Raw genomic sequence first — 18,227 nt, forward strand, 5'->3', positions numbered from 1 at the left:
TCTTCTCGTCTGTGGGATGGGTGCTCGTCTAGATGATCTTCTGGCCAACCAGGTACTGGGAGATCTGGTTACCGCCCTCACCCTCGTCGGTGACCTTCTCACCCGCGGTCTTCGGCGGCTTCGGCGTCGACGACAGCACCGTCGACCCGGCGTTCTGAAGCCCGACCTCGTCGCTTTCGACGCCGATCTCGGCGAGGGTCAGCACCGTGACCTCTTTCTTCTTGGCGGCCATGATGCCCTTGAAGGACGGGAAGCGCGGCTCGTTGATCTTCTCGGTCACACTCACCACCGCGGGCAACGACGCCTCGAGCGTGAACACGCCGTCGTCGGTCTCGCGTTCGCCGGTGATCTTGCCGCCCTCGATGGACAGCTTGCGCAGGTGGGTCAGCTGCGGCAGGCCCAGGTACTCGGCGATGATGGCCGGCACGGCGCCGCCGGAGCCGTCGGTCGACTCGTTACCGGCGATGACGAGCTCGGTGCCCTCGATGGTGCCCAGCGCGCGCGCCAGCGCCCATGCGGTTTGCACCACGCAGGAACCGCGCATGCCGTCGTCCTTGAGGTGGACGGCCTTGTCGGCGCCCATCGACAGCGCCTTGCGGATCGCCTCGGTGGCGCGTTCGGGGCCTGCGGTCAGCACGGTCACCGAACCGTCGCCGCCCTCCCGCTCGCGAATCTGCAAGGCCTCTTCGACGGCGCGCTCGTTGATCTCGTCCAGCACCGCGTCGGCAGCCTCGCGGTCCAGCGTGTAATCGCCGTCGTTCAGCTTGCGCTCCGACCAGGTGTCTGGGACCTGCTTGATCAGGACCACGATGTTCGTCATGAGTGTGGTTCGTCCTCCTATTGAAGGAGCCTCGCAGCATTCGACCACGAGACTTTCAGTACGCGTTTAGCAGCGCACGGTCGTGTTACTACTCGGTAACTTTGTGCAGCCTGCATTCACACCATAGCGGGTCGTACTGCACGTTCTTGCGGCGTGTCTGCCCTCGGCGGCCGGGGGCGCCCGGCTCGCGGTTCGCGAATCCGACACTTCGCGTTAGCCTGCCTATGCGATGAGCGCAACCGTCCCCGACGACCCCCGACGCAGCCCCGGTGATCCCCCGCCGTCGGCTGACTCCGTGCTGACGTTGACGGGCGAGCGCACCATCCCGGATCTGGACGTCGAAAACTACTGGTTTCGCCGCCACCAGGTGGTTTACCAGCGGTTGGCCGGGCGCTGCGCGGGCCGCGAGGTGCTCGAGGCGGGCTGCGGCGAGGGGTACGGCGCCGATCTGATCGCCGGCGTCGCTCGCCGGGTGGTGGCCGTGGATTACGACGAGGCCGCGGTGGCACACGTGCGCGCGCGCTACCCGCGGGTGGAGGTGATGCGGGCGAACCTGGCCGAGCTGCCACTGCCCGACGCGTCGGTGGATATTGTGGTCAACTTCCAAGTCATCGAGCACCTGTGGGATCAGGCACAATTCGTGACCGAGTGCGCGCGGGTGCTGCGGCGCGGCGGGTTGCTGATGGTGTCCACCCCCAACCGGATCACCTTCTCCCCCGGCCGCGACACCCCGATCAACCCCTTCCACACCCGCGAACTCAACGCCGGCGAGTTGACCGAGTTGCTGGTCGACGCCGGCTTCCGCGAGGTGTCGGTCAGCGGGGTGTTCCACGGTCCGCGGCTGCGGGAGCTGGACGCCCGCCACGGCGGCTCGATCATCGAGGCGCAGATCGAGCTCGCGATGGCCGGCGCACCCTGGCCGGCCGAGCTGGCCGCCGACGTCGCCGCAGTGACGTGTGACGACTTCGAGATACTGGAAAGCGGCCGCCGTGACATCGACGACAGCCTGGATCTGATCGCAATCGCGGTAGCGCCGTGAGTAATTCGCATGAGCGGGTGCCCGGCATGTTCACCCTGGTCCTGCACACCCACCTGCCGTGGCTGGCACATCATGGGCGGTGGCCGGTCGGCGAGGAGTGGCTCTACCAATCCTGGGCGGCGGCCTATCTACCGCTGATGCGGGTGCTGACCACGCTGGCCGACGAGGACCGCCAGCGGCTGGTCACGCTCGGCGTCACTCCGGTGGTCAACGCGCAGCTCGACGACCCGTACTGCCTCGATGGCATGCATCACTGGCTCGCCAACTGGCGGCTGCGGGCGGCCGAGGCCGCCAGCGTGCGGTCCGCTCCCCGCTCAAAATCCGCCGGCTTCGCGTCATGCACACCGGAAGCGTTGCGCGACTTGGGCATTCGCGAATGCGCCGAGGCGGATCGGGCGCTGGACGAATTTGCCACCCACTGGCGGCACGGCGGCAGTCCGCTGTTGCGGGGCCTGATCGACGCCGGCACCGTGGAGTTGCTCGGCGGCCCGCTGGCTCACCCGTTCCAACCGCTGCTCGCGCCGCGGCTACGCGAGTTCGCCCTGCGCGAGGGGCTGGCCGATCCTCAGCAGCGGATGGCGCATCGCCCGACCGGAATCTGGGCGCCCGAATGTGCCTACGCGCCCGGCTTGGAGCACGACTACGCCGCCGCGGGTGTCACTCACTTCATGGTCGACGGCCCGTCGCTGCACGGCGATACCGCGCTGGGCCGGCCGGTCGGCGACACCGACGTGGTCGCGTTCGGGCGCGACCTGCAGGTCAGCTATCGGGTGTGGTCACCGAAATCGGGCTACCCGGGGCACGCCGCCTACCGCGACTTCCACACCTACGACCACCTCACCGGGCTCAAGCCGGCGCGGGTGACCGGCCGTAACGTGCCGTCGGAGGCCAAGGCGCCCTACGATCCCGAGCGCGCCGACCACGCGGTCGACAGCCATGTCGCCGACTTCGTCGACGTGGTCCGCAACCGGCTGACGAGCGAATCCGAGCGGATCGGGCGGCCCGCCCACGTGGTCGCCGCATTCGACACCGAACTGTTCGGCCACTGGTGGTACGAGGGCCCCACGTGGCTGCAGCGGGTGCTGCGCGAGCTGCCCGCCGCCGGTGTGCGGGTGGGAACGTTGAACGACGCCATCGCGGACGGATTCGTCGGGCGCGCAGTGCAATTGCCACCCAGTTCGTGGGGTTCGGGCAAGGACTGGCAGGTGTGGGCCGGCGACAAGGTGGCCGATCTCGTCCAGCTCAACAACGAAGTGGTCGACATGGCGCTCAGCACCGTCGACAAGGCGCTGTCGCAGCGGGCGTCGCTGGACGGGCCGCTCCCCCGCGACCACGTCGCCGACCAGATCCTGCGCGAGACCCTGCTCACCGTCTCCAGCGACTGGCCGTTCATGGTGAGTAAGGACTCGGCCGCCGACTACGCGCGGTACCGCGCCCACCTGCACGCCCACGCCACCCGCGAGATCGCGGGCGCGCTGGCGTCCGGCCGGCGCGACGCCGCCGGGCGGCTGGCCGACGGATGGAACCGCGCCGATGGACTTTTCGGCGCACTGGACGCGCGCAGGCTGCCCCGATGAGTGGGGCGACACCGTGAAAATCCTGATGGTGTCGTGGGAGTACCCGCCGGTGGTGATCGGCGGGCTCGGCCGGCACGTGCATCACCTGTCGACCGCGCTGGCCGCCGCCGGCCACGAGGTCGTCGTGCTGTCCCGCCAACCCACGGGCACCGACCCCAGCACGCACCCGTCGTCCGACGAGGTGGTCGACGGTGTCCGGGTGATCGCGGCCGCCCAGGACCCGCACGAATTCTCGTTCGGCGCCGACATGATGGCGTGGACGCTGGCGATGGGCCATTCCATGATCCGCGCCGGGCTGTCGCTGAAGAAGCGGGGCACCACCCGGTCGTGGCGTCCGGACGTCGTGCACGCGCACGATTGGCTGGTGGCCCATCCCGCGATCACACTCGCCCAGTTCTACGACGTGCCAATGGTTTCCACCATTCACGCCACCGAGGCCGGACGGCATTCCGGCTGGATCTCCGGTGCCATCAGTCGTCAGGTGCACGCCCTGGAGTCGTGGTTGGTTCGCGAATCCGATTCGCTGATCACGTGTTCGGCGTCAATGGGCGACGAGATCACCGAACTGTTCGGTCCGGGCCTGGCCGGAATCACGGTCATCCGCAACGGTATCGACGCCGCGCGCTGGCCGTTCGCCGAGCGGCGGGCGCGCACCGGTCCCGCCGAACTGCTCTACCTCGGGCGGCTGGAGTACGAGAAGGGCGTGCACGACGTCATATCCGCCCTGCCGCGGATCAGGCGCACCCATCCCGGGACCACATTGACCATCGCCGGCGAGGGCACCCAGCAGGAGTGGCTCGTCGAGCAGGCCCGAAAGCACCGCGTGCTCAAGGCAACTCGGTTCGCCGGGCACCTCGACCACGCCAAGCTGCTCGCGGTGCTGCATCGGGCCGACGTCGCGGTGCTGCCCAGCCACTACGAGCCGTTCGGGATCGTCGCCCTGGAGGCCGCCGCGGCGGGCACTCCGCTCGTGACGTCGAACATCGGCGGCCTGGGCGAGGCGGTGATCAACGGCCGGACCGGGGTGTCGTGTGCGCCCCGCGACATCACCGGGCTGGCCTCGGCCGTGCGGATCGTGCTCGACGATCCGGCTGCCGCTCAGCGCCGCGCCCGCGCCGCCCGCGAGCGACTCACCTCGGACTTCGACTGGAAAACCGTGGCCCGCGAGACCGCGCAGGTGTATCTGGCGGCCAAGCGCGCCGAACGGCAGCCGCGGGCGCGCATGCCCATCATCGAGAATCCCCTGCCGAACCGCTAACCTGCAGTATGGGGTTGGAATATTCGAGCGTGGTCGACGCGCCGATCGCCGACGTCTTCGCCTGGCATGCCCGCCCCGGCGCGTTCGCCCGGCTCTCGCCGCCGTGGCAGCCGATGCGACTGGTCACCGAGGCCTCGTCACTGAAGGACGGTCGGGCGACGCTGGCGCTACCGGGCGGCCTGCGCTGGGTCGCCGTGCACCAGGCGGGGGGCTACGACCCGCCGCGGCGCTTCGTCGACGCGATCGGTGGCGACGGCTTGGCCGCGCTGCCGGCACGAATGGCGGTGCGCTGGCGGCACACCCACGACTTCGAAGACGTCGGCGACGGCCGCACCAGGGTCATCGACAGGGTCGACACGCCGGTGCCCGGGTCATTGCTGCGCCCCATGTTCGTCTACCGGCACCGTCAGCTGGCCGACGATCTGGCCGCGCACCGGCTGGCCGCAGAGAATGGGCTGGCACCTGCGACGTTCGCGATCACCGGTGCGTCGGGGTTGGTGGGTTCGGCGTTGACGGCGTTTCTGAGCACCGGCGGCCATCGCGTCGTCCGGTTGGTTCGCCACGCCCCGCGGACCGACGACGAGCGGGAGTGGAATCCCGACGACCCCGACCCGGGACTGTTCGATCAGGTGGACGCGGTCATCCATCTGGCGGGCGCCTCGATCGCCGGCCGGTTCACCGAGAAGCATCGACAGGCCATCCGCGACAGCAGGATTGGCCCGACTCGCCGGCTGGCTGAAGCTGTGGGCCGCGGCCCACAGCGGCCGGCCGTGTTCATCTCGGCTTCAGCGATCGGGTTCTACGGATATGACCGCGGTGATGACATTTTGACCGAGGACAGCGACCGCGGCGAGGGCTTCCTCGCCGATCTCGTGGTGGATTGGGAGGCGGCGACCGCACCTGCGGCACAGGCCGGGGTGCGGGTGGTGCAGGTGCGCACCGGCATCGTGCAATCCCCACGCGGCGGCACGTTGAAGCTGATGCGTCCGTTGTTCAGTGCCGGCCTGGGTGGCCGGCTCGGCGACGGCAGGCAATGGCTCTCGTGGATCGGCATCGACGACCTGGTCGACATCTACCACCGCGCCCTATGGGACGAAGCCCTGGCGGGACCCGTGAACGCCGTTGCCCCTCAACCGGTTCGCAACAGCGAATACACCGCCACCCTGGCTCACGTCGTGCACCGGCCCGCGGTGTTCCCGGTGCCGGCGCTGGGGCCTCGGCTGCTGCTCGGCGAGCAGGGCGCCCGCGAGCTCGCGTGCGCCAATCAGCGAGTGACCCCGCAAAAGCTGACTGCCGCCGGGCACCGGTTTCGCCAGCCAGACCTCGACCAGGCCCTGCGTCACCTGCTCGGGCGCACCGGCTGAGGAAGAAGACCTACCGCTCTTGGGGCCTGATCAAGCCCAATCCGCGCGACTAGATGGTTCAATTTCTTAATGATCTCCGGTGCGCTGATCCGGCGCGCCCGTCGCACCAGCGCGGCCGCAATGTGCATCACCGCGGTGGCCGCCGCGATGCTTGCCCCGCGCCAGGCCCGCGCCGAATCCACGGAAGCGGACAGCACGACCGACGTCGCATGCGCAACCGAGACCCGGGCGGTTCCGACGACATGGTATTTCCCGAGCACGCCGCCGCTGGGATTGGTCTGGCTGCAGCACGGCTTCGTCGAGGGCGCGAAGGTCTGGTCCGCCTTCGCCGCCGAGGTCGCCGGCAGCGGCTACCTCGTGATGGCCACCAAGCTGTCCACCGTCAACCCCTTCGGCTGCACCGTGGAGCACCTCATCGACAACACGGGCTTCCTGAACAACATCGCCGATGTCCTTGCCCACAAAGACGATCCGAATGGCGCGTTGGCGTCGTCCTACGCGATGGCGGCCGCCAAGGCCGGCCGATCTGTCACGCCGCTACCCGAGAAGTTGGTATTCGTGGGGCATTCGGCAGGGGCCGAGGCCGTCGAATACGTCGCTGAGCGCCTGCACACGGCTTACCCGGACACCTTCGCCCAGATGCGCGGCATCGTCAGCGAAGACGGCGTGAAGTCGTTCCTGGGTTCCAATACCGACCAAGCGCTGGCAGGTCTGGCAGGCACCACGCTGCCTATCTACGCCACGGCGTCGCCCCATCTGCTGTGCAACTTTTTCCAACTCGGTACGAAGGCGATCGAACGGTTCCTGTCGGACCGGACATTTCATGGGGTGAAGATCGTCACCGGCGCGCACGGCGACGCGCTCGGCCCGTCGTCGCCGGCTTACGAAAACCTGGTGTGTGGCCGTCCGAAGCCGGGCAATGTCGCGGCGGTATGGGGCCTGACGCGAGGCTGGATCGCCGATATGTTCGCGGGCACACTGACACCCGATTTCTACCCGGGCGGAGGCTATTACACCGAACTCTTGACGGACGGCACCATCAGCACGCTGCCGTGACGGGTCAGGGCACCGGTCGGGCCGTAAGCGGCCCCGCGGATGCCTCACGGGCGACCGCGTCGACGAACGACCTCGAATCCAGGATCGCGCTCTGCGTGCCGGCTCCCTAGTTCGCGTCTCGGCCGTGACGGCTCCGCCGATAAGCCCGGGCCCGCAGATCGGCGAGCCACCGCGGGTGCAGGCTCACGCCGGGTGGAGTGTTGATGACGGGGTCGAACGATACGTCCCCCGCCCGTTCGGGGTCGATGACGCCGGTCAGCGTGAGCCGGCCCAGCGGTGTGAAATCGCCTGTGCCGCAAGCCTGATCGACTGACACCTCGATCTTGTCATGGTCGAACCGCTTGCGGACGCTGTCCAACGACAGGCCGGGGCCGTCGATCTCGCTCACGATCCGGGCCCTGAGCCACCAGTTTTCTCCCTGATAGTGCAGCGGCATCAGGGTGGTCAGAGTCTGACCGCTCCAGGAGATGGCCGGCCGCAGTGCCAGCGCCCGGGAAAGCACCCCTGAGCCCGAGGAAACGACCAGGATGTCCCACGGCCCGGGAGCCTGCGGCGGCGTTGACCGGAAGGCCAGGCCGATGAAGTCCGGCAAGGCGCCCGGGGTGCCCCCGGCCTTGGACACCCGCGCGACAATCTCGGACGACGAAATGGGCAGCCCCTGGCCGGAGGGCGCGAGACGTTCGAAGAAGCCGTCCGCCAGCACCCCGATGGGATGGAACAACCGTTTTCCCCGGATAGCGGAGCCCCACTGGAAGGGCGCCGCGACAAGATCGGAAACGTTCACCGGCGGCGGGTTCCCGTTTCCCGGCGAAGAAAACGCGGCGAGTTTCCGCTCGGGGCGTTGCTCTGGCCGAGCCGCAATGGTCCAGGGCGGTCACGCGGCCAGCCGACGTCCGATCATCCGCGCTTCACCGGGCGGTTGTTGCTGCTGATTCTGTGAGCGGCCGTCGATGTAGACCTGCTGCATGACCGCCTGCCACGACTCCATCTCGGGCACCGATCCCCATATTCCCTCGAACAACCCGACGATCACCGCCGAGTTGTCGTCCGTCAGCGCATAAACGGGACCGCCGAAGTCCCGGCTGTCCACGGCGACGTCAGCAATGATGAAGCGGCCACCGCTGACGGAGCTGATCGATCCGCACCACTGGCCGACCGCTCGGCGGAACTGGCACACCGGCAGCCCGGGTTGCGCGCGCAGGCCGGGCGATGACTTCAGTTGCCGGCCGGTCGGCAGCACGTCCGAGGCCGTCACGGACGCGCCAAGCGCAATGACTTCGTATTCGACGGGCAGCATCGCGCCGTTCGCCGCCGTGTCGTCGGCGGCCTGGCGGCGCGCGAGCACCACCGTTCCCACCGGGTTTCCGTCCCGGTCGGTGACCTCCGACGCTCCGCTCTCACATTGGCCGCTGGTCACCGCGACCCGCAGTCGGGGCTCCACCAGACCGACCATGCAAACCGTGCCGCCTTGCCGAATCTCCATACCGGGAAACACCGTGACGGCTTGATCGGCGCTCGCCGGGCTGGGGGATCCGACGACCATCACCGCAAACGCAAACGCGATCGCCAGGCGACCGCACCGGCAGCTGACCGCTTCCATTGGGCCACACCACCCCTCACGTAAGTCCGAGTGATTTTGCCGGACACGCTAATGAGCCGTGGATACCCGCCGGCAATGCCGTCAAACCGGCAAAAAGCCAGCTCGGAGGTCCCCCGATCAAGGCCGGGGCCCGCTTGCGTCGGCCTGGAATCGCTGCATCGCGTGGATCATCGCGCCGAGCACCCGATGGGCGGCCATCAAGTCCGCATCGGGCAGCTCCTCCAGGGCGACACGGGTGAGGGCGCCCAGCGGACTGAAGAAGGACCGGGCGGTGGCCAGGCCGGTTTCGCCATGACGCAGTACGACCTTACGACGATCGTCTGGGTGTGAATCGCGACGGATGTGTCCCGAATCGATCAACCGATCGACGAGGTAGGTGATGGCCGAACCGGACAGTCCCATCCGCTGGCTGAGATCACCCGAGGTCATCGGGCGCCCGGCGCCTTCTGCCACCATGACATACATCAATGCACGGAAGTCGTTGGGCCGCAGATGATGTGACATCGCGAACTGCCGACCGATCTGGTCGGATTCGGCTGATATCTCTCGCAGATCGGCAGAGATCAGCGACTCCAGCGCATCGCGGCTCCCGCGCTGCCCGTCAGCTTCCATAACACTGTGAGCATATCCCTGAACCGCCATACAGTTCAGTTCGTTAATGGTTAATTGACTGAAATGATCCTCGGTGACGACCTCGCCGGGAGCGCGAAGGGTTCACGACGATGCCGCTCCCGACTGGCGGACCGAGAAGAGTTTCAGTAAATTAATGTTTAAGTTATTGAAGGTGATGGGTAGGATCGTCCGAGGTTGAGAAGGGTCGATCGGAGCGGCTGCAGGGTTGCCGTAAGGCCGGTTTAACGCTCCGAGCAGCGGTGCTGACCGCGTGTGTTTGAGCCGATCTAGCCTGGGAATGCCAAGCCGTCCAGGAGGGAGCGCGTGGCCAAGATGGGTGCTTTGTCGTTGACACCCGCCACCGAGTCGCCGCTCATCGCGGCGGAACGGCCAGATATCCAGGACTTCGACGAATGGCGCTCGCACGTGCGGCACGCAGTTCTCGCCCACCTCGCCGACTTCGTCGCGCCACGGCGTCGCGAGCTCGACGACACGCGCGTCGATGCCGCGAGCGACATCCTGACGGCGTTCATCTCTGGCGGCAAATGCGTGCGATCGACGTTCGCGTACCTCGGATGGCTGTGCGGTGGCGCGCCCGGCGAATCCGCGTTGCGGGCGGCCGCCAGTTTCGAGTTGCTGCACGTGTTTGCGCTGCTGCAGGACGATGTCATGGACGGTTCGCCCGAACGGCGGGGGCGCCCCTCGGCACACCTTCAATTCGCCCAATGGCACCGCGAGCGCGGGTTATCCGGCTCAGCGCGGCGCTTCGGTGAATCGGCCGCCATCCTGCTGGGTGACCTCTGCCTGATCTGGTCCGAGCAGATGCTGCGCGAGAGCGGCGTCGAACCCGGGCGCCTGCAGCGGGCGTGGCCCCACTACGACACGATGCGCACCGAGCTGGCGATGGGTCAGTTCGGCGACCTGACGAGCGACGTCCGACACATGCCTACGCTGGACGCCGTGCTCGACGTGGCGCGGCGCAAGTCGGGTAACTACACCGTGCGGCGACCGCTGGAAATCGGCGCGGCGATGTCCGATTGCGACGATCGAACAATGACACGGCTGGGCCGGTACGGCGCCGACGTCGGGGAAGCGTTCCAGCTTCGCGACGACGTCCTCGGCATCTTCGGCTCGCCGGCGACCACGGGAAAGCCGTGTGCCGGAGACCTGCTGGAACGCAAGGCAACTAGCGTCGTGGTGACCGCACACCAGCTGGCCGATCCGACCACCCGCGCCGAAATGAACGAACTGATGAACGGCCACGTCCTCGACGACGATGCGCTCGACCGGTGGAAGGCGCTGATCGTCAAGACCGGGGCCGTCGCGATGATCGAGGAGATGATCAACGACCGGGTCGCGTCGGCGCGCGAACACCTCGGCGACGCACCGATCGAGGAGCCCGTCCGTGCCGGGCTGGACGAAATGGCGGCCGCGTGTACGGATCGCGCCGTATGAGTGCCACAAGTTTGGGAGCATGCTGATATGCGGACTGTCGGAGGACGCAGCGAGCAAGTGGTGGTGATCGGCGCCGGCCTGGCGGGCCTGTCCGCCGCGTTGCACCTGGCCGGACGGGGGCGGGCGGTCACGGTAGTTGAGCGCGAGCCGTGGCCGGGCGGCCGTGCCGGCCGGCTCGACATCGACGGCTACCGCATCGACACCGGGCCGACGGTGCTCACGATGCCGGACATCATCGATGAGACTTTGGCGGCCGTGGGCCGCAGCCGGTCGGGCCGGCTGGAGCTGCTGCCGCTTGATCCGGCCTACCGGGCGGTGTTCGCCGACGGCAGCGCGCTTGACGTGCACACCGATCCGGACCGGATGGCAACCGCCATCGAAGAGTTCGCTGGCTTCGGGCAGGCAGCGGGCTACCGGAGGCTGCGCGAGTGGCTGAAGCGGTTGTACCGGATCGAATTCGACGGGTTCATCGCCGCGAATTTCGATTCCCCGCTGTCGTTGCTCACGCCGCAGTTGGCGCGGCTGGCCGCGATCGGCGGGTTCCGCAAATGGGATCGCGTGGTCAGGCGCCACATCAGCGATCCCCGGCTGCAGCGGGTCTTCACGTTTCAATCGCTGTACGCCGGCGTGGCGCCGCGCAACGCTCTGGCCGTCTACGCGGTCATCGCCTACATGGACACCGTCGCGGGCGTGTTCTTTCCGCGTGGCGGTGTTCGCGCGCTCCCCGACGCCCTGGCCTCGGCGGCCGCCGAGGCCGGGGTCCAGTTCCGTTACAACGCGACGGTGACCGGGCTCGACCGCGTCGGAGGGCGGGTCAGCGCCGTGCGAACGGATCGCTTGGACCCCATCGCCTGCGACGCGGTGGTGCTGACCACCGAACTGCCGAAGACCTACGAATTGTTGGGCCGCACCCCGCGTCGCCCCGTGCGGCTGCGGCACGCGCCGTCGGCGGTCGTGGCTCACCTGGGCTGCCGCCGCGTCGCGTCGGACACGGCGCATCACACCATCCTCTTCGGTGACTCCTGGGATCAGACGTTCACCGACATCATCCGCGACGGACGGCTGATGCAAGACCCGTCGCTCCTGGTCACCCGCCCCACCGCGACCGATCCGACGCTGGCCCCCGACGGGCGCGATCTGCTGTACGTGCTCGCCCCGGCGCCGAACCTGGATCGCGGGAACATCGACTGGGGCAGCGTCGGCGATCTCTACGTCCACGACCTCATCGGCGATGTGGCGGCGCGGTTGTTGCCCGGGTTGCCCGACGATGCAACGGTATTGGACGTGGTCACACCCGCCGACTGGGCGCGGCAGGGCATGGCCGCGGGCAGCCCCTTCGCGCTGGCCCACACCTTCGGGCAGACCGGTCCGTTCCGGCCGGCCAACATGGTGCGCGGCGTCGAGAACGCGGTGCTCGCCGGGTCGTCGACCGTGCCCGGTGTCGGTGTGCCCACCACACTGATCTCGGGCCGGCTCGCCGCCGACCGCATCACCGGCCCGAATGCCGGGCGAGCCGACCGGATAGCGACACACCACGACATGGGAGCCGGGCTGACATGATCCGCAGCGAATTGGACGCGGCCGGAATCGATGATCCGCGCCTGCGTGCAGGGTATCGGCGCTGCCGCGAACTCAACGCCGCGCACGGGCGCACCTTCTTCTTGGCCACCCGGCTGCTGGCGCCCGACCAACGGCCGGCGGTGCACGCCCTTTACGGTTTCGCGCGCTACGCCGACGACATCCTCGACGACCTGGATCCCCAGCTGCGCACCGACATCCGCGCCCAACGACTCCAGCAACTGGCCGACCAGTTCTTTGCGGGCGGAGACCACCTGGACAATCCCGTGCTCGCCGCGGTGACCCACACCGCGCGCCGGTACCGGATCGGCACCGAGTTGTTCGACGATTTCCTGGCGTCGATGCGGATGGATCTCACGGTCACCGACTATCCGGACCGTAAGGCGCTCAACCTCTACATGCGCGGTTCCGCCGAAGCCATTGGGCTGCAAGTACTTCCCGTACTGGGGACGGTGGTGCCGGTCGAGGAGGCCGCGCCCTATGCCGCCGCGCTGGGCAGGGCATTCCAGCTCACCAACTTCCTGCGCGACATCGACGAAGACCTGCTGCGGCAGCGGGTCTACCTGCCGGCCGACGAACTCACCGCCCATGGCGTCGACCGCGAGCTGTTGACCTGGTGTCACGAACACCGCCGCACCGATCCGCGGGTCAAGGAGGCGCTGGCGGCTCAACACGAGATCACCCGGGAGACTTACCGTTTCGCCGCTCCCGGCATCGCGATGCTCAGCCCCCGTTCGCAACCGTGCGTCGCGGCCGCGGCAGCGCTGTACTCGGAAATCCTGGACCGCATCGAAGAAAGCGACTTCGCGGTCTTCAATCACCGGGCGACGGTCGGCAGGGCTCGACGACTGCGGGTCGCCGGCATCGGGCTGATACGGTCGTGGCGGGCGCGCAATGGTTCGCCCGGTGTTTCGGATCGCCCGGGGGCCGCATGACCGATCGCTGGCAATATCTGTTGGTCCTGGCCGCATGCCTGGCGATCACCGCGCCCCTGGAGATGTTCGGTCCCGGCGTCTACCGGCAATGGCGGCGGCTCGTGCAGGCGGTCTGGCCCGTGGCCGCGGTATTCCTGCTCTGGGACGAGATCGCCATCGCCGCGCACGTGTGGGCGTACAACCGCGCCTACATCACCGGCCTCAGCATCCCGTTCCATGTGCCGATCGAAGAGGTGCTGTTCTTCATCGTCATCCCGATATGCGCGCTGCTTACCTACAACGCCGTCAGCACCATTCTGGAAAGGGTCAACCGCCGATGACGGGAGTGGGCTACACCGTTCCGGCCGTGGCGGCCGTATTGGCCGTGATCGCACTGGAATTGGCGGTGCTGCGCACGGGGCTCTTCCGGCGGCCGGCCTACTGGCTGTCGATGCTGATCATTCTCGGCTTCCAGGTCCCGGTCGACGGCTGGCTGACCAAGCTCAGCTCCCCCATCGTCAGCTACGACGCTCGACACATCACCGGCCTGCGTTTCCCGTTCGACATCCCGGTCGAGGATTTCTTGTTCGGCTTCGCGCTGGCCACCGCCGTGCTGCTGGGATGGGAACGCCAACGTGCGCGTCGATGAGGCGGGTCCCACCCCCGACCAGTTGTCGGCCGCCTTCGATGCGGGAGCGACGGCCTACGACCGGCTGGTCGGCGCCAGCCCCGGTTACCACGACCAACTGCTGCTCTCCGCCCGCCGCATGCGAATCCGCGACCGCGGCAAGGGCTTACGGCTGCTCGACGTCGGGTGCGGCACCGGCGCCTCGACGGCCGCGCTGCTCGCCGTGGCACCCGAGGCCGACATCGTCGCCGTCGACGCTTCGCGGGGCATGCTCGACGCGGCGGAAGCGAAGGACTGGCCCCCGTCGGTGCGGTTCGTGCACACCCCCGTCGAGCAGCTGGCAGAGCACGGCATCACCGGACCGTTCGACGGCATCCTGGCCGCCTACCTGATTCGCAACCTCGCCGACCGGGACGGCCAATTGCGCAAACTCCGGATGCTGCTGCGGCCCGGCGCCACCCTGGCGGTGCACGAATACTCGGTGCGCGACTCCGCGGCCGCCACCCGAATCTGGCACGCCGTGTGCTGGGGCATCATCATTCCCGCCGGGTGGTGGCGCACCCGGGACACGGCGCTGTACCGCTACCTGTGGCGCAGCGTGCTGGAGTTCGACGGCGCAGCACGATTCCGTGCCCGCCTCGCCGATGCGGGCTTCACCGCGGTGCACAGCGAAACGATGCCCGGCTGGGAGGCCAACATCGTGCACACCTTCCTGGCGGATGCGCCATGACGGCCATCGGAACCGATCGACGGCGCGAAACACTACCCGCGACAACCGGATTGCCGGATGCGAGCGCGCTGGATTCACAACCCCGGGTGGTCGTCGTGGGCGGCGGCATCGCGGGCCTGACCGCCGCCACCGGACTGGCTGAACGCGGCGTCGCCGTCGAGGTGATCGAGCGCGAACCCTACCTCGGCGGCCGGGTGGGCGGCTGGACGGAGCAGCACGACGGGACCGGCCTCGCGATGAATCGCGGCTTCCACGCGTTCTTTCGGCAGTATTACAACCTGCGATCCCTGCTTGGGCGCATCGATCCGCAGTTGCGGATGCTCACGCCCGTCGCCGACTATCCGCTGATCGACGGGGCGGGCCGGCGCGACACCTTCCGGGGGCTGCCGCGGACCCCGCCGTGGAACGCGGTGGCCTTCGCGGCGCGCAGCCCGACCTTCCGGCTCCGCGACTTCCTGCAGATCGACGCTCGTGCGGCCGCGCCCCTGGCGGCGGTCTCGGTGCCGGGAATCTATGAGCGCCTCGACCACTTCGACGCCGCGACGTTCCTGAAGAGCATCCGATTCCCCGAGGCGGCAAGACATCTGGCGTTCGAGGTGTTCTCTCGCAGCTTCTTCGCCGACCCCTCGAAGCTTTCCGCGGCCGAGTTGGCGACCATGTTCCACATCTACTTCCTCGGGTCGTCCGAGGGCCTGATCTTCGACGTCCCCACGTCGAACTACGACAGCGCACTCTGGGAGCCGCTGCGGCGCTACCTCGAGGCGCGGGGCGTGCGCTTCCGGCTCGGCACTGGCGCCTCGCACATCGACACGGGGCCGTCGAAACCGTTCCGGGTGCAGACCGATTCGGGCGACCAGGTGGAGGCGGATGGCGTGGTGCTCGCCACCGACGTTGCCGGTCTGCAGCGCATCGTCGCGGCATCGACCGGCCTGGCCACCGACGACTGGCGCGCACAGATCGCACAGCTGCGCACCGCACCGCCATTCGCCGTGTATCGGTTGTGGCTCGATCGGTCCGTCGCCGCCCGACGGCCGGCGTTCCTGGGCACGGCCGGCCACGAACCACTGGACAACATCAGCGTGTTAGAGCGCTACGAACTTCAGGCCGCGGAATGGTCACGCGCTCGCCATGGGTCCGTCGTCGAATTGCATTCCTACGCCCTCGACGCCGCGCCGTCGCGCGCCGCCATGCTGCGCCAGCTGCACAAGATCTATCCGGAAACCGCGGCGGCGCAAATCGTTTGCGAGCGGCTGCTGCAACGCAACGATTGCCCGCTGTTTTCGCCCGGATCCTATGCGCACCGCCCCCCGGTGGTCACGCCGCAGCCCGGTCTGCTGTTGGCCGGCGACGCCGTCCGCATCGATTTGCCCGTCGCACTCATGGAGCGGGCCGCGACCACGGGATGGTGCGCGGCGAACCATTTGCTGGGAAGATGGGGGCTGGCCGGTCACCCGTTGGTCACGGTGCCCACCCGTGGCCGGTCACCCCTGTTGCGATGGCTCGCCAGCCGCGAAGGACCTGCCCAACGATGAAGATTCGTGAACAACTGCAACACCTGTTGCCGGCCACTCGAGCCAAAGACTGGCCGTTGCAGGTGATTTCGCGTACGCCGTGGGCCGAGCAGCCCCCGACCTATCGGGACGCACAACCGGCCATCATCGACGCCGCGCTGGAACGCGCCCTGAAAAGGCCCACCGGGAACTGGTTCGCGTTCGCAGGCAGCGCCGACGTGAGTCCGGGGCGGCCGTTCGGCGCCCGAGTCGCCGGAGTCGACGTCGTCGCCTGGCGCGACGAGGCACACCGGCTTTGTGTCGGGCCCCGCAGTTGCCCGCACCTGGGGGCCGACCTGGCCACCGGGACCGTGCACGCCGGCACACTGATCTGCCGATGGCACGGGCTGGCCCTGGACGGCCGCTCGGGTGAATTCGGCTGGAGCCCCTTGCCCAGCCACGACGACGGCACCCTGGTTTGGGTGCGGCTCGACGGCGTGGGTGGGGAGACCCCGTTGGAGGAGCCGGTGATCCCGGCCCGGCCGGCCGGTGACACCCTGGCCGCCGTCGCCCGCATGGTGGGCGTGTGCGAGCCCGCCGACATCATCGCCAATCGGCTTGACCCCTGGCACGGCGCATGGTTCCACCCGTACTCGTTCGCCCGGCTCGAAGTGCTCACCACGCCAACCGAACACATCGATCGCTTCTTGGTGGCGGTGACCTTCCGGATGGGCCGCCTGGGCGTTCCCGTTGTCGCGGAGTTCAGCTGCCCCGAGGCACGCACCATCGTCATGCGCATCGTGGACGGCGAGGGAACCGGCAGCACCGTGGAAACCCACGCCACACCGGTCGGTTCAGGCCCCGACGGGCGGCCACGCACCGCCGTGCTGGAAGCCACCATCGCGCATTCGGACCGTCCCGGGTTCAAGCGGGCGTCTCGGGCGGCGCCGCTGATCACACCGCTCATGCGTTTCGCGGCCGGCAGGCTCTGGCGCGACGATCTGGCCTACGCCGAGCGCCGCTACCAGGTGCGTGCCGGCCTCGGCTGACGGCTTGGCGATGCGAAGAGGGTATGCCGCCGCGGTCGTGGTGACGGTCGGCGTGCACCTCGCCTACCTGGCCTACGTGCCGGCAGGCGGCTTCCTGGCGCTGCGCTGGCCGCGAACCATTGCGCTCCACCGGGCGGCCGTCGCCTGGGGTGCCGCCGTCGTCGCGCTCAAGCTGCCATGCCCGCTGACATCACTGGAGTCATGGGCCCGTCGCCGCGCCGACATGGATCCGTTGCCCAGCACGGGGTTCGTCGACCGTTATGTCGCAGGGCTTTTCGTTCCGTCCGGCCGCATCGGTGTCGCACAGGCATTCGCGTTCCTGTCGGCGGCCGTCTCCTGGACGCTGTTCGCGAGACGCGTCAGCCGCTGAGGCCGGCCTGCGGCCGCGGCGCGCCGGCCCATGAAGGATCCGTGACGGGCGGCACCGCGTCGGGTTGACTCCGACGAGACTTGCGTTGCCACTTTCGTTGCCACAAAGCCCAAGTGAGCGCCGAAAGCAGAACGGCCGACACGATCAACGTCGGCCAGAGGGCCAACTGCGCAAGCCACAGGTCTCGTTGCAACCGCATCACCTTGCGCCGGCCGCGCCAGACACGCTGCGGTACCTCTTTCACAGTCATCGCAGGCCACGTACCCCAGAACCGACGGATTAAACGGCGGGGCACGAGACGATCGCGAGGTTCCAGCGTGTTTGGCCCACTGCGTGAGGGGCTAGTCACCAGCATGAGCACTGAGCCGCACGTTCCCTCCGAGCCGTCATCCCGATCGTTCACCCGGCTGGCGGCCGCCTGGTGGGCGCTCGTCGTCGGCTTGGTGATCTTGATCATTCTGCTTATCTTCGTCGCGCAGAACACGGAATCCATAACCGTCCACTTCCTTGGCTTCCACTGGAACCTGCCGGTCGGGGTGGGCTACCTACTGGCGGCGGTTGCCGGTGCGACCACGACGGTGCTCGTCGGCGCCGCGCGGATGATCCAGCTGCGCAGGGCGACCAAGAAGCATCTCAAGGCGGTTTGATCCCTGGCGGGCCGGCGCCTAAACCCTTGCTCGGCAAGCC

At 68.3% G+C, this 18,227-nt stretch carries 19 protein-coding genes; 15 read left to right on the forward strand and 4 right to left on the reverse strand.

Annotation, left to right across the window (positions count from 1 at the left end; translation table 11 throughout):
- Positions 1 to 28 precede the first annotated feature (28 nt).
- The gene (locus A5758_RS04620) at positions 29 to 820 is read right to left on the reverse strand and encodes an electron transfer flavoprotein subunit beta/FixA family protein (RefSeq protein ID WP_067210745.1); all 792 of its coding nucleotides are present in this window, start codon (positions 818 to 820) and stop codon (positions 29 to 31) included.
- 229 nt (positions 821 to 1,049) lie between these two features.
- Between A5758_RS04620 and A5758_RS04625 the strand changes: the two genes are divergently transcribed.
- From A5758_RS04625 to A5758_RS04645, 5 genes are all read left to right on the forward strand, one after another.
- The gene (locus A5758_RS04625; protein WP_067737139.1) at positions 1,050 to 1,859 is read left to right on the forward strand and encodes a bifunctional 2-polyprenyl-6-hydroxyphenol methylase/3-demethylubiquinol 3-O-methyltransferase UbiG; all 810 of its coding nucleotides are present in this window, start codon (positions 1,050 to 1,052) and stop codon (positions 1,857 to 1,859) included.
- A gap of 26 nt (positions 1,860 to 1,885) precedes the next feature.
- Positions 1,886 to 3,436, forward strand: a complete 1,551-nt coding sequence (locus A5758_RS04630) for a glycoside hydrolase family 57 protein (RefSeq protein WP_156622507.1) — start codon at positions 1,886 to 1,888, stop codon at positions 3,434 to 3,436.
- Between the two features lie 13 nt (positions 3,437 to 3,449).
- Positions 3,450 to 4,694: a glycosyltransferase family 4 protein gene (locus A5758_RS04635; protein WP_067737513.1), complete on the forward strand. Its 1,245-nt coding sequence runs from the start codon at positions 3,450 to 3,452 to the stop codon at positions 4,692 to 4,694.
- Positions 4,695 to 4,702: 8 nt separating this feature from the next.
- Positions 4,703 to 6,058 (forward strand): TIGR01777 family oxidoreductase, encoded by a 1,356-nt coding sequence (locus A5758_RS04640; protein WP_067737142.1) that lies wholly within the window; start codon positions 4,703 to 4,705, stop codon positions 6,056 to 6,058.
- A gap of 120 nt (positions 6,059 to 6,178) precedes the next feature.
- Positions 6,179 to 7,114, forward strand: a complete 936-nt coding sequence (locus tag A5758_RS04645) for an alpha/beta hydrolase (RefSeq protein ID WP_156622500.1) — start codon at positions 6,179 to 6,181, stop codon at positions 7,112 to 7,114.
- A 106-nt stretch (positions 7,115 to 7,220) separates the two neighbouring features.
- On the opposite strand, the gene A5758_RS04650 is transcribed toward A5758_RS04645, so the two are convergent.
- The 3 genes from A5758_RS04650 to A5758_RS04660 all read right to left on the reverse strand — a co-directional run bounded on the left by A5758_RS04650 (position 7,221) and on the right by A5758_RS04660 (position 9,326).
- Positions 7,221 to 7,898, reverse strand: coding sequence for a phosphodiesterase (locus A5758_RS04650; protein WP_067737148.1), 678 nt, complete (start codon positions 7,896 to 7,898; stop codon positions 7,221 to 7,223).
- A 90-nt stretch (positions 7,899 to 7,988) separates the two neighbouring features.
- Entirely contained in the window at positions 7,989 to 8,714 is a 726-nt protein-coding gene (locus A5758_RS04655) for a hypothetical protein (protein ID WP_067737151.1), read from the reverse strand.
- 117 nt (positions 8,715 to 8,831) lie between these two features.
- Entirely contained in the window at positions 8,832 to 9,326 is a 495-nt protein-coding gene (locus tag A5758_RS04660; protein WP_082939582.1) for a MarR family winged helix-turn-helix transcriptional regulator, read from the reverse strand.
- Positions 9,327 to 9,659: 333 nt separating this feature from the next.
- Between A5758_RS04660 and A5758_RS04665 the strand changes: the two genes are divergently transcribed.
- The 10 genes from A5758_RS04665 (at position 9,660) to A5758_RS04715 (ending at position 18,187) form a co-directional block, all read left to right on the forward strand.
- The gene (locus A5758_RS04665; RefSeq protein ID WP_082939593.1) at positions 9,660 to 10,781 is read left to right on the forward strand and encodes a polyprenyl synthetase family protein; all 1,122 of its coding nucleotides are present in this window, start codon (positions 9,660 to 9,662) and stop codon (positions 10,779 to 10,781) included.
- Positions 10,782 to 10,808: 27 nt separating this feature from the next.
- On the forward strand, positions 10,809 to 12,341 hold the full coding sequence (gene crtI / locus A5758_RS04670) for a phytoene desaturase family protein (RefSeq protein ID WP_067737158.1): 1,533 nt from the start codon (positions 10,809 to 10,811) through the stop codon (positions 12,339 to 12,341).
- Positions 12,338 to 13,294 (forward strand): phytoene/squalene synthase family protein, encoded by a 957-nt coding sequence (locus A5758_RS04675; protein ID WP_067210713.1) that lies wholly within the window; start codon positions 12,338 to 12,340, stop codon positions 13,292 to 13,294. The genes crtI and A5758_RS04675 overlap by 4 nt, the downstream gene beginning before the upstream one ends.
- Positions 13,291 to 13,614: a lycopene cyclase domain-containing protein gene (locus tag A5758_RS04680; protein ID WP_067737161.1), complete on the forward strand. Its 324-nt coding sequence runs from the start codon at positions 13,291 to 13,293 to the stop codon at positions 13,612 to 13,614. The genes A5758_RS04675 and A5758_RS04680 overlap by 4 nt, the downstream gene beginning before the upstream one ends.
- Positions 13,611 to 13,922 (forward strand): lycopene cyclase domain-containing protein, encoded by a 312-nt coding sequence (locus A5758_RS04685; RefSeq protein ID WP_067210706.1) that lies wholly within the window; start codon positions 13,611 to 13,613, stop codon positions 13,920 to 13,922. Before A5758_RS04680 ends, A5758_RS04685 begins: the two co-directional genes overlap by 4 nt.
- Positions 13,909 to 14,631 (forward strand): class I SAM-dependent methyltransferase, encoded by a 723-nt coding sequence (locus A5758_RS04690; RefSeq protein WP_067737164.1) that lies wholly within the window; start codon positions 13,909 to 13,911, stop codon positions 14,629 to 14,631. Before A5758_RS04685 ends, A5758_RS04690 begins: the two co-directional genes overlap by 14 nt.
- Positions 14,628 to 16,163 (forward strand): FAD-dependent oxidoreductase, encoded by a 1,536-nt coding sequence (locus A5758_RS04695; RefSeq protein WP_067737167.1) that lies wholly within the window; start codon positions 14,628 to 14,630, stop codon positions 16,161 to 16,163. Before A5758_RS04690 ends, A5758_RS04695 begins: the two co-directional genes overlap by 4 nt.
- A complete protein-coding gene (locus tag A5758_RS04700) occupies positions 16,160 to 17,170 on the forward strand; it encodes a DUF5914 domain-containing protein (protein WP_067737171.1) in 1,011 nt (336 codons plus the stop codon). The genes A5758_RS04695 and A5758_RS04700 overlap by 4 nt, the downstream gene beginning before the upstream one ends.
- A gap of 10 nt (positions 17,171 to 17,180) precedes the next feature.
- The gene (locus A5758_RS04705) at positions 17,181 to 17,540 is read left to right on the forward strand and encodes a DUF2784 domain-containing protein (RefSeq protein WP_067737518.1); all 360 of its coding nucleotides are present in this window, start codon (positions 17,181 to 17,183) and stop codon (positions 17,538 to 17,540) included.
- A gap of 353 nt (positions 17,541 to 17,893) precedes the next feature.
- A complete protein-coding gene (locus A5758_RS04715) occupies positions 17,894 to 18,187 on the forward strand; it encodes a lipopolysaccharide assembly LapA domain-containing protein (RefSeq protein ID WP_067210689.1) in 294 nt (97 codons plus the stop codon).
- Positions 18,188 to 18,227: the final 40 nt, after the last annotated feature.

This window comes from Mycobacterium sp. 852014-50255_SCH5639931, assembly GCF_001665605.1.
GTDB classification, from domain to species: Bacteria; Actinomycetota; Actinomycetes; order Mycobacteriales; family Mycobacteriaceae; genus Mycobacterium; species Mycobacterium paraffinicum.

Excerpts from the sequence above, each read along its gene's own strand:
- A5758_RS04675 (WP_067210713.1), top strand. The coding sequence starts at position 12,338 with ATGATCCGCAGCGAATTGGACGCGGCCGGAATCGATGATCCGCGCCTG.
- A5758_RS04680 (WP_067737161.1), top strand. The coding sequence starts at position 13,291 with ATGACCGATCGCTGGCAATATCTGTTGGTCCTGGCCGCATGCCTGGCG.
- A5758_RS04655 (WP_067737151.1), bottom strand. The coding sequence starts at position 8,714 with ATGGAAGCGGTCAGCTGCCGGTGCGGTCGCCTGGCGATCGCGTTTGCG.
- A5758_RS04685 (WP_067210706.1), top strand. The coding sequence starts at position 13,611 with ATGACGGGAGTGGGCTACACCGTTCCGGCCGTGGCGGCCGTATTGGCC.
- A5758_RS04640 (WP_067737142.1), top strand. The coding sequence starts at position 4,703 with ATGGGGTTGGAATATTCGAGCGTGGTCGACGCGCCGATCGCCGACGTC.
- A5758_RS04625 (WP_067737139.1), top strand. The coding sequence starts at position 1,050 with ATGAGCGCAACCGTCCCCGACGACCCCCGACGCAGCCCCGGTGATCCC.
- A5758_RS04630 (WP_156622507.1), top strand. The coding sequence starts at position 1,886 with ATGTTCACCCTGGTCCTGCACACCCACCTGCCGTGGCTGGCACATCAT.
- A5758_RS04645 (WP_156622500.1), top strand. The coding sequence starts at position 6,179 with ATGTGCATCACCGCGGTGGCCGCCGCGATGCTTGCCCCGCGCCAGGCC.
- A5758_RS04715 (WP_067210689.1), top strand. The coding sequence starts at position 17,894 with ATGAGCACTGAGCCGCACGTTCCCTCCGAGCCGTCATCCCGATCGTTC.
- A5758_RS04665 (WP_082939593.1), top strand. The coding sequence starts at position 9,660 with ATGGGTGCTTTGTCGTTGACACCCGCCACCGAGTCGCCGCTCATCGCG.
- A5758_RS04700 (WP_067737171.1), top strand. The coding sequence starts at position 16,160 with ATGAAGATTCGTGAACAACTGCAACACCTGTTGCCGGCCACTCGAGCC.
- A5758_RS04660 (WP_082939582.1), bottom strand. The coding sequence starts at position 9,326 with ATGGAAGCTGACGGGCAGCGCGGGAGCCGCGATGCGCTGGAGTCGCTG.
- A5758_RS04620 (WP_067210745.1), bottom strand. The coding sequence starts at position 820 with ATGACGAACATCGTGGTCCTGATCAAGCAGGTCCCAGACACCTGGTCG.
- crtI (WP_067737158.1), top strand. The coding sequence starts at position 10,809 with ATGCGGACTGTCGGAGGACGCAGCGAGCAAGTGGTGGTGATCGGCGCC.
- A5758_RS04695 (WP_067737167.1), top strand. The coding sequence starts at position 14,628 with ATGACGGCCATCGGAACCGATCGACGGCGCGAAACACTACCCGCGACA.
- A5758_RS04705 (WP_067737518.1), top strand. The coding sequence starts at position 17,181 with ATGCGAAGAGGGTATGCCGCCGCGGTCGTGGTGACGGTCGGCGTGCAC.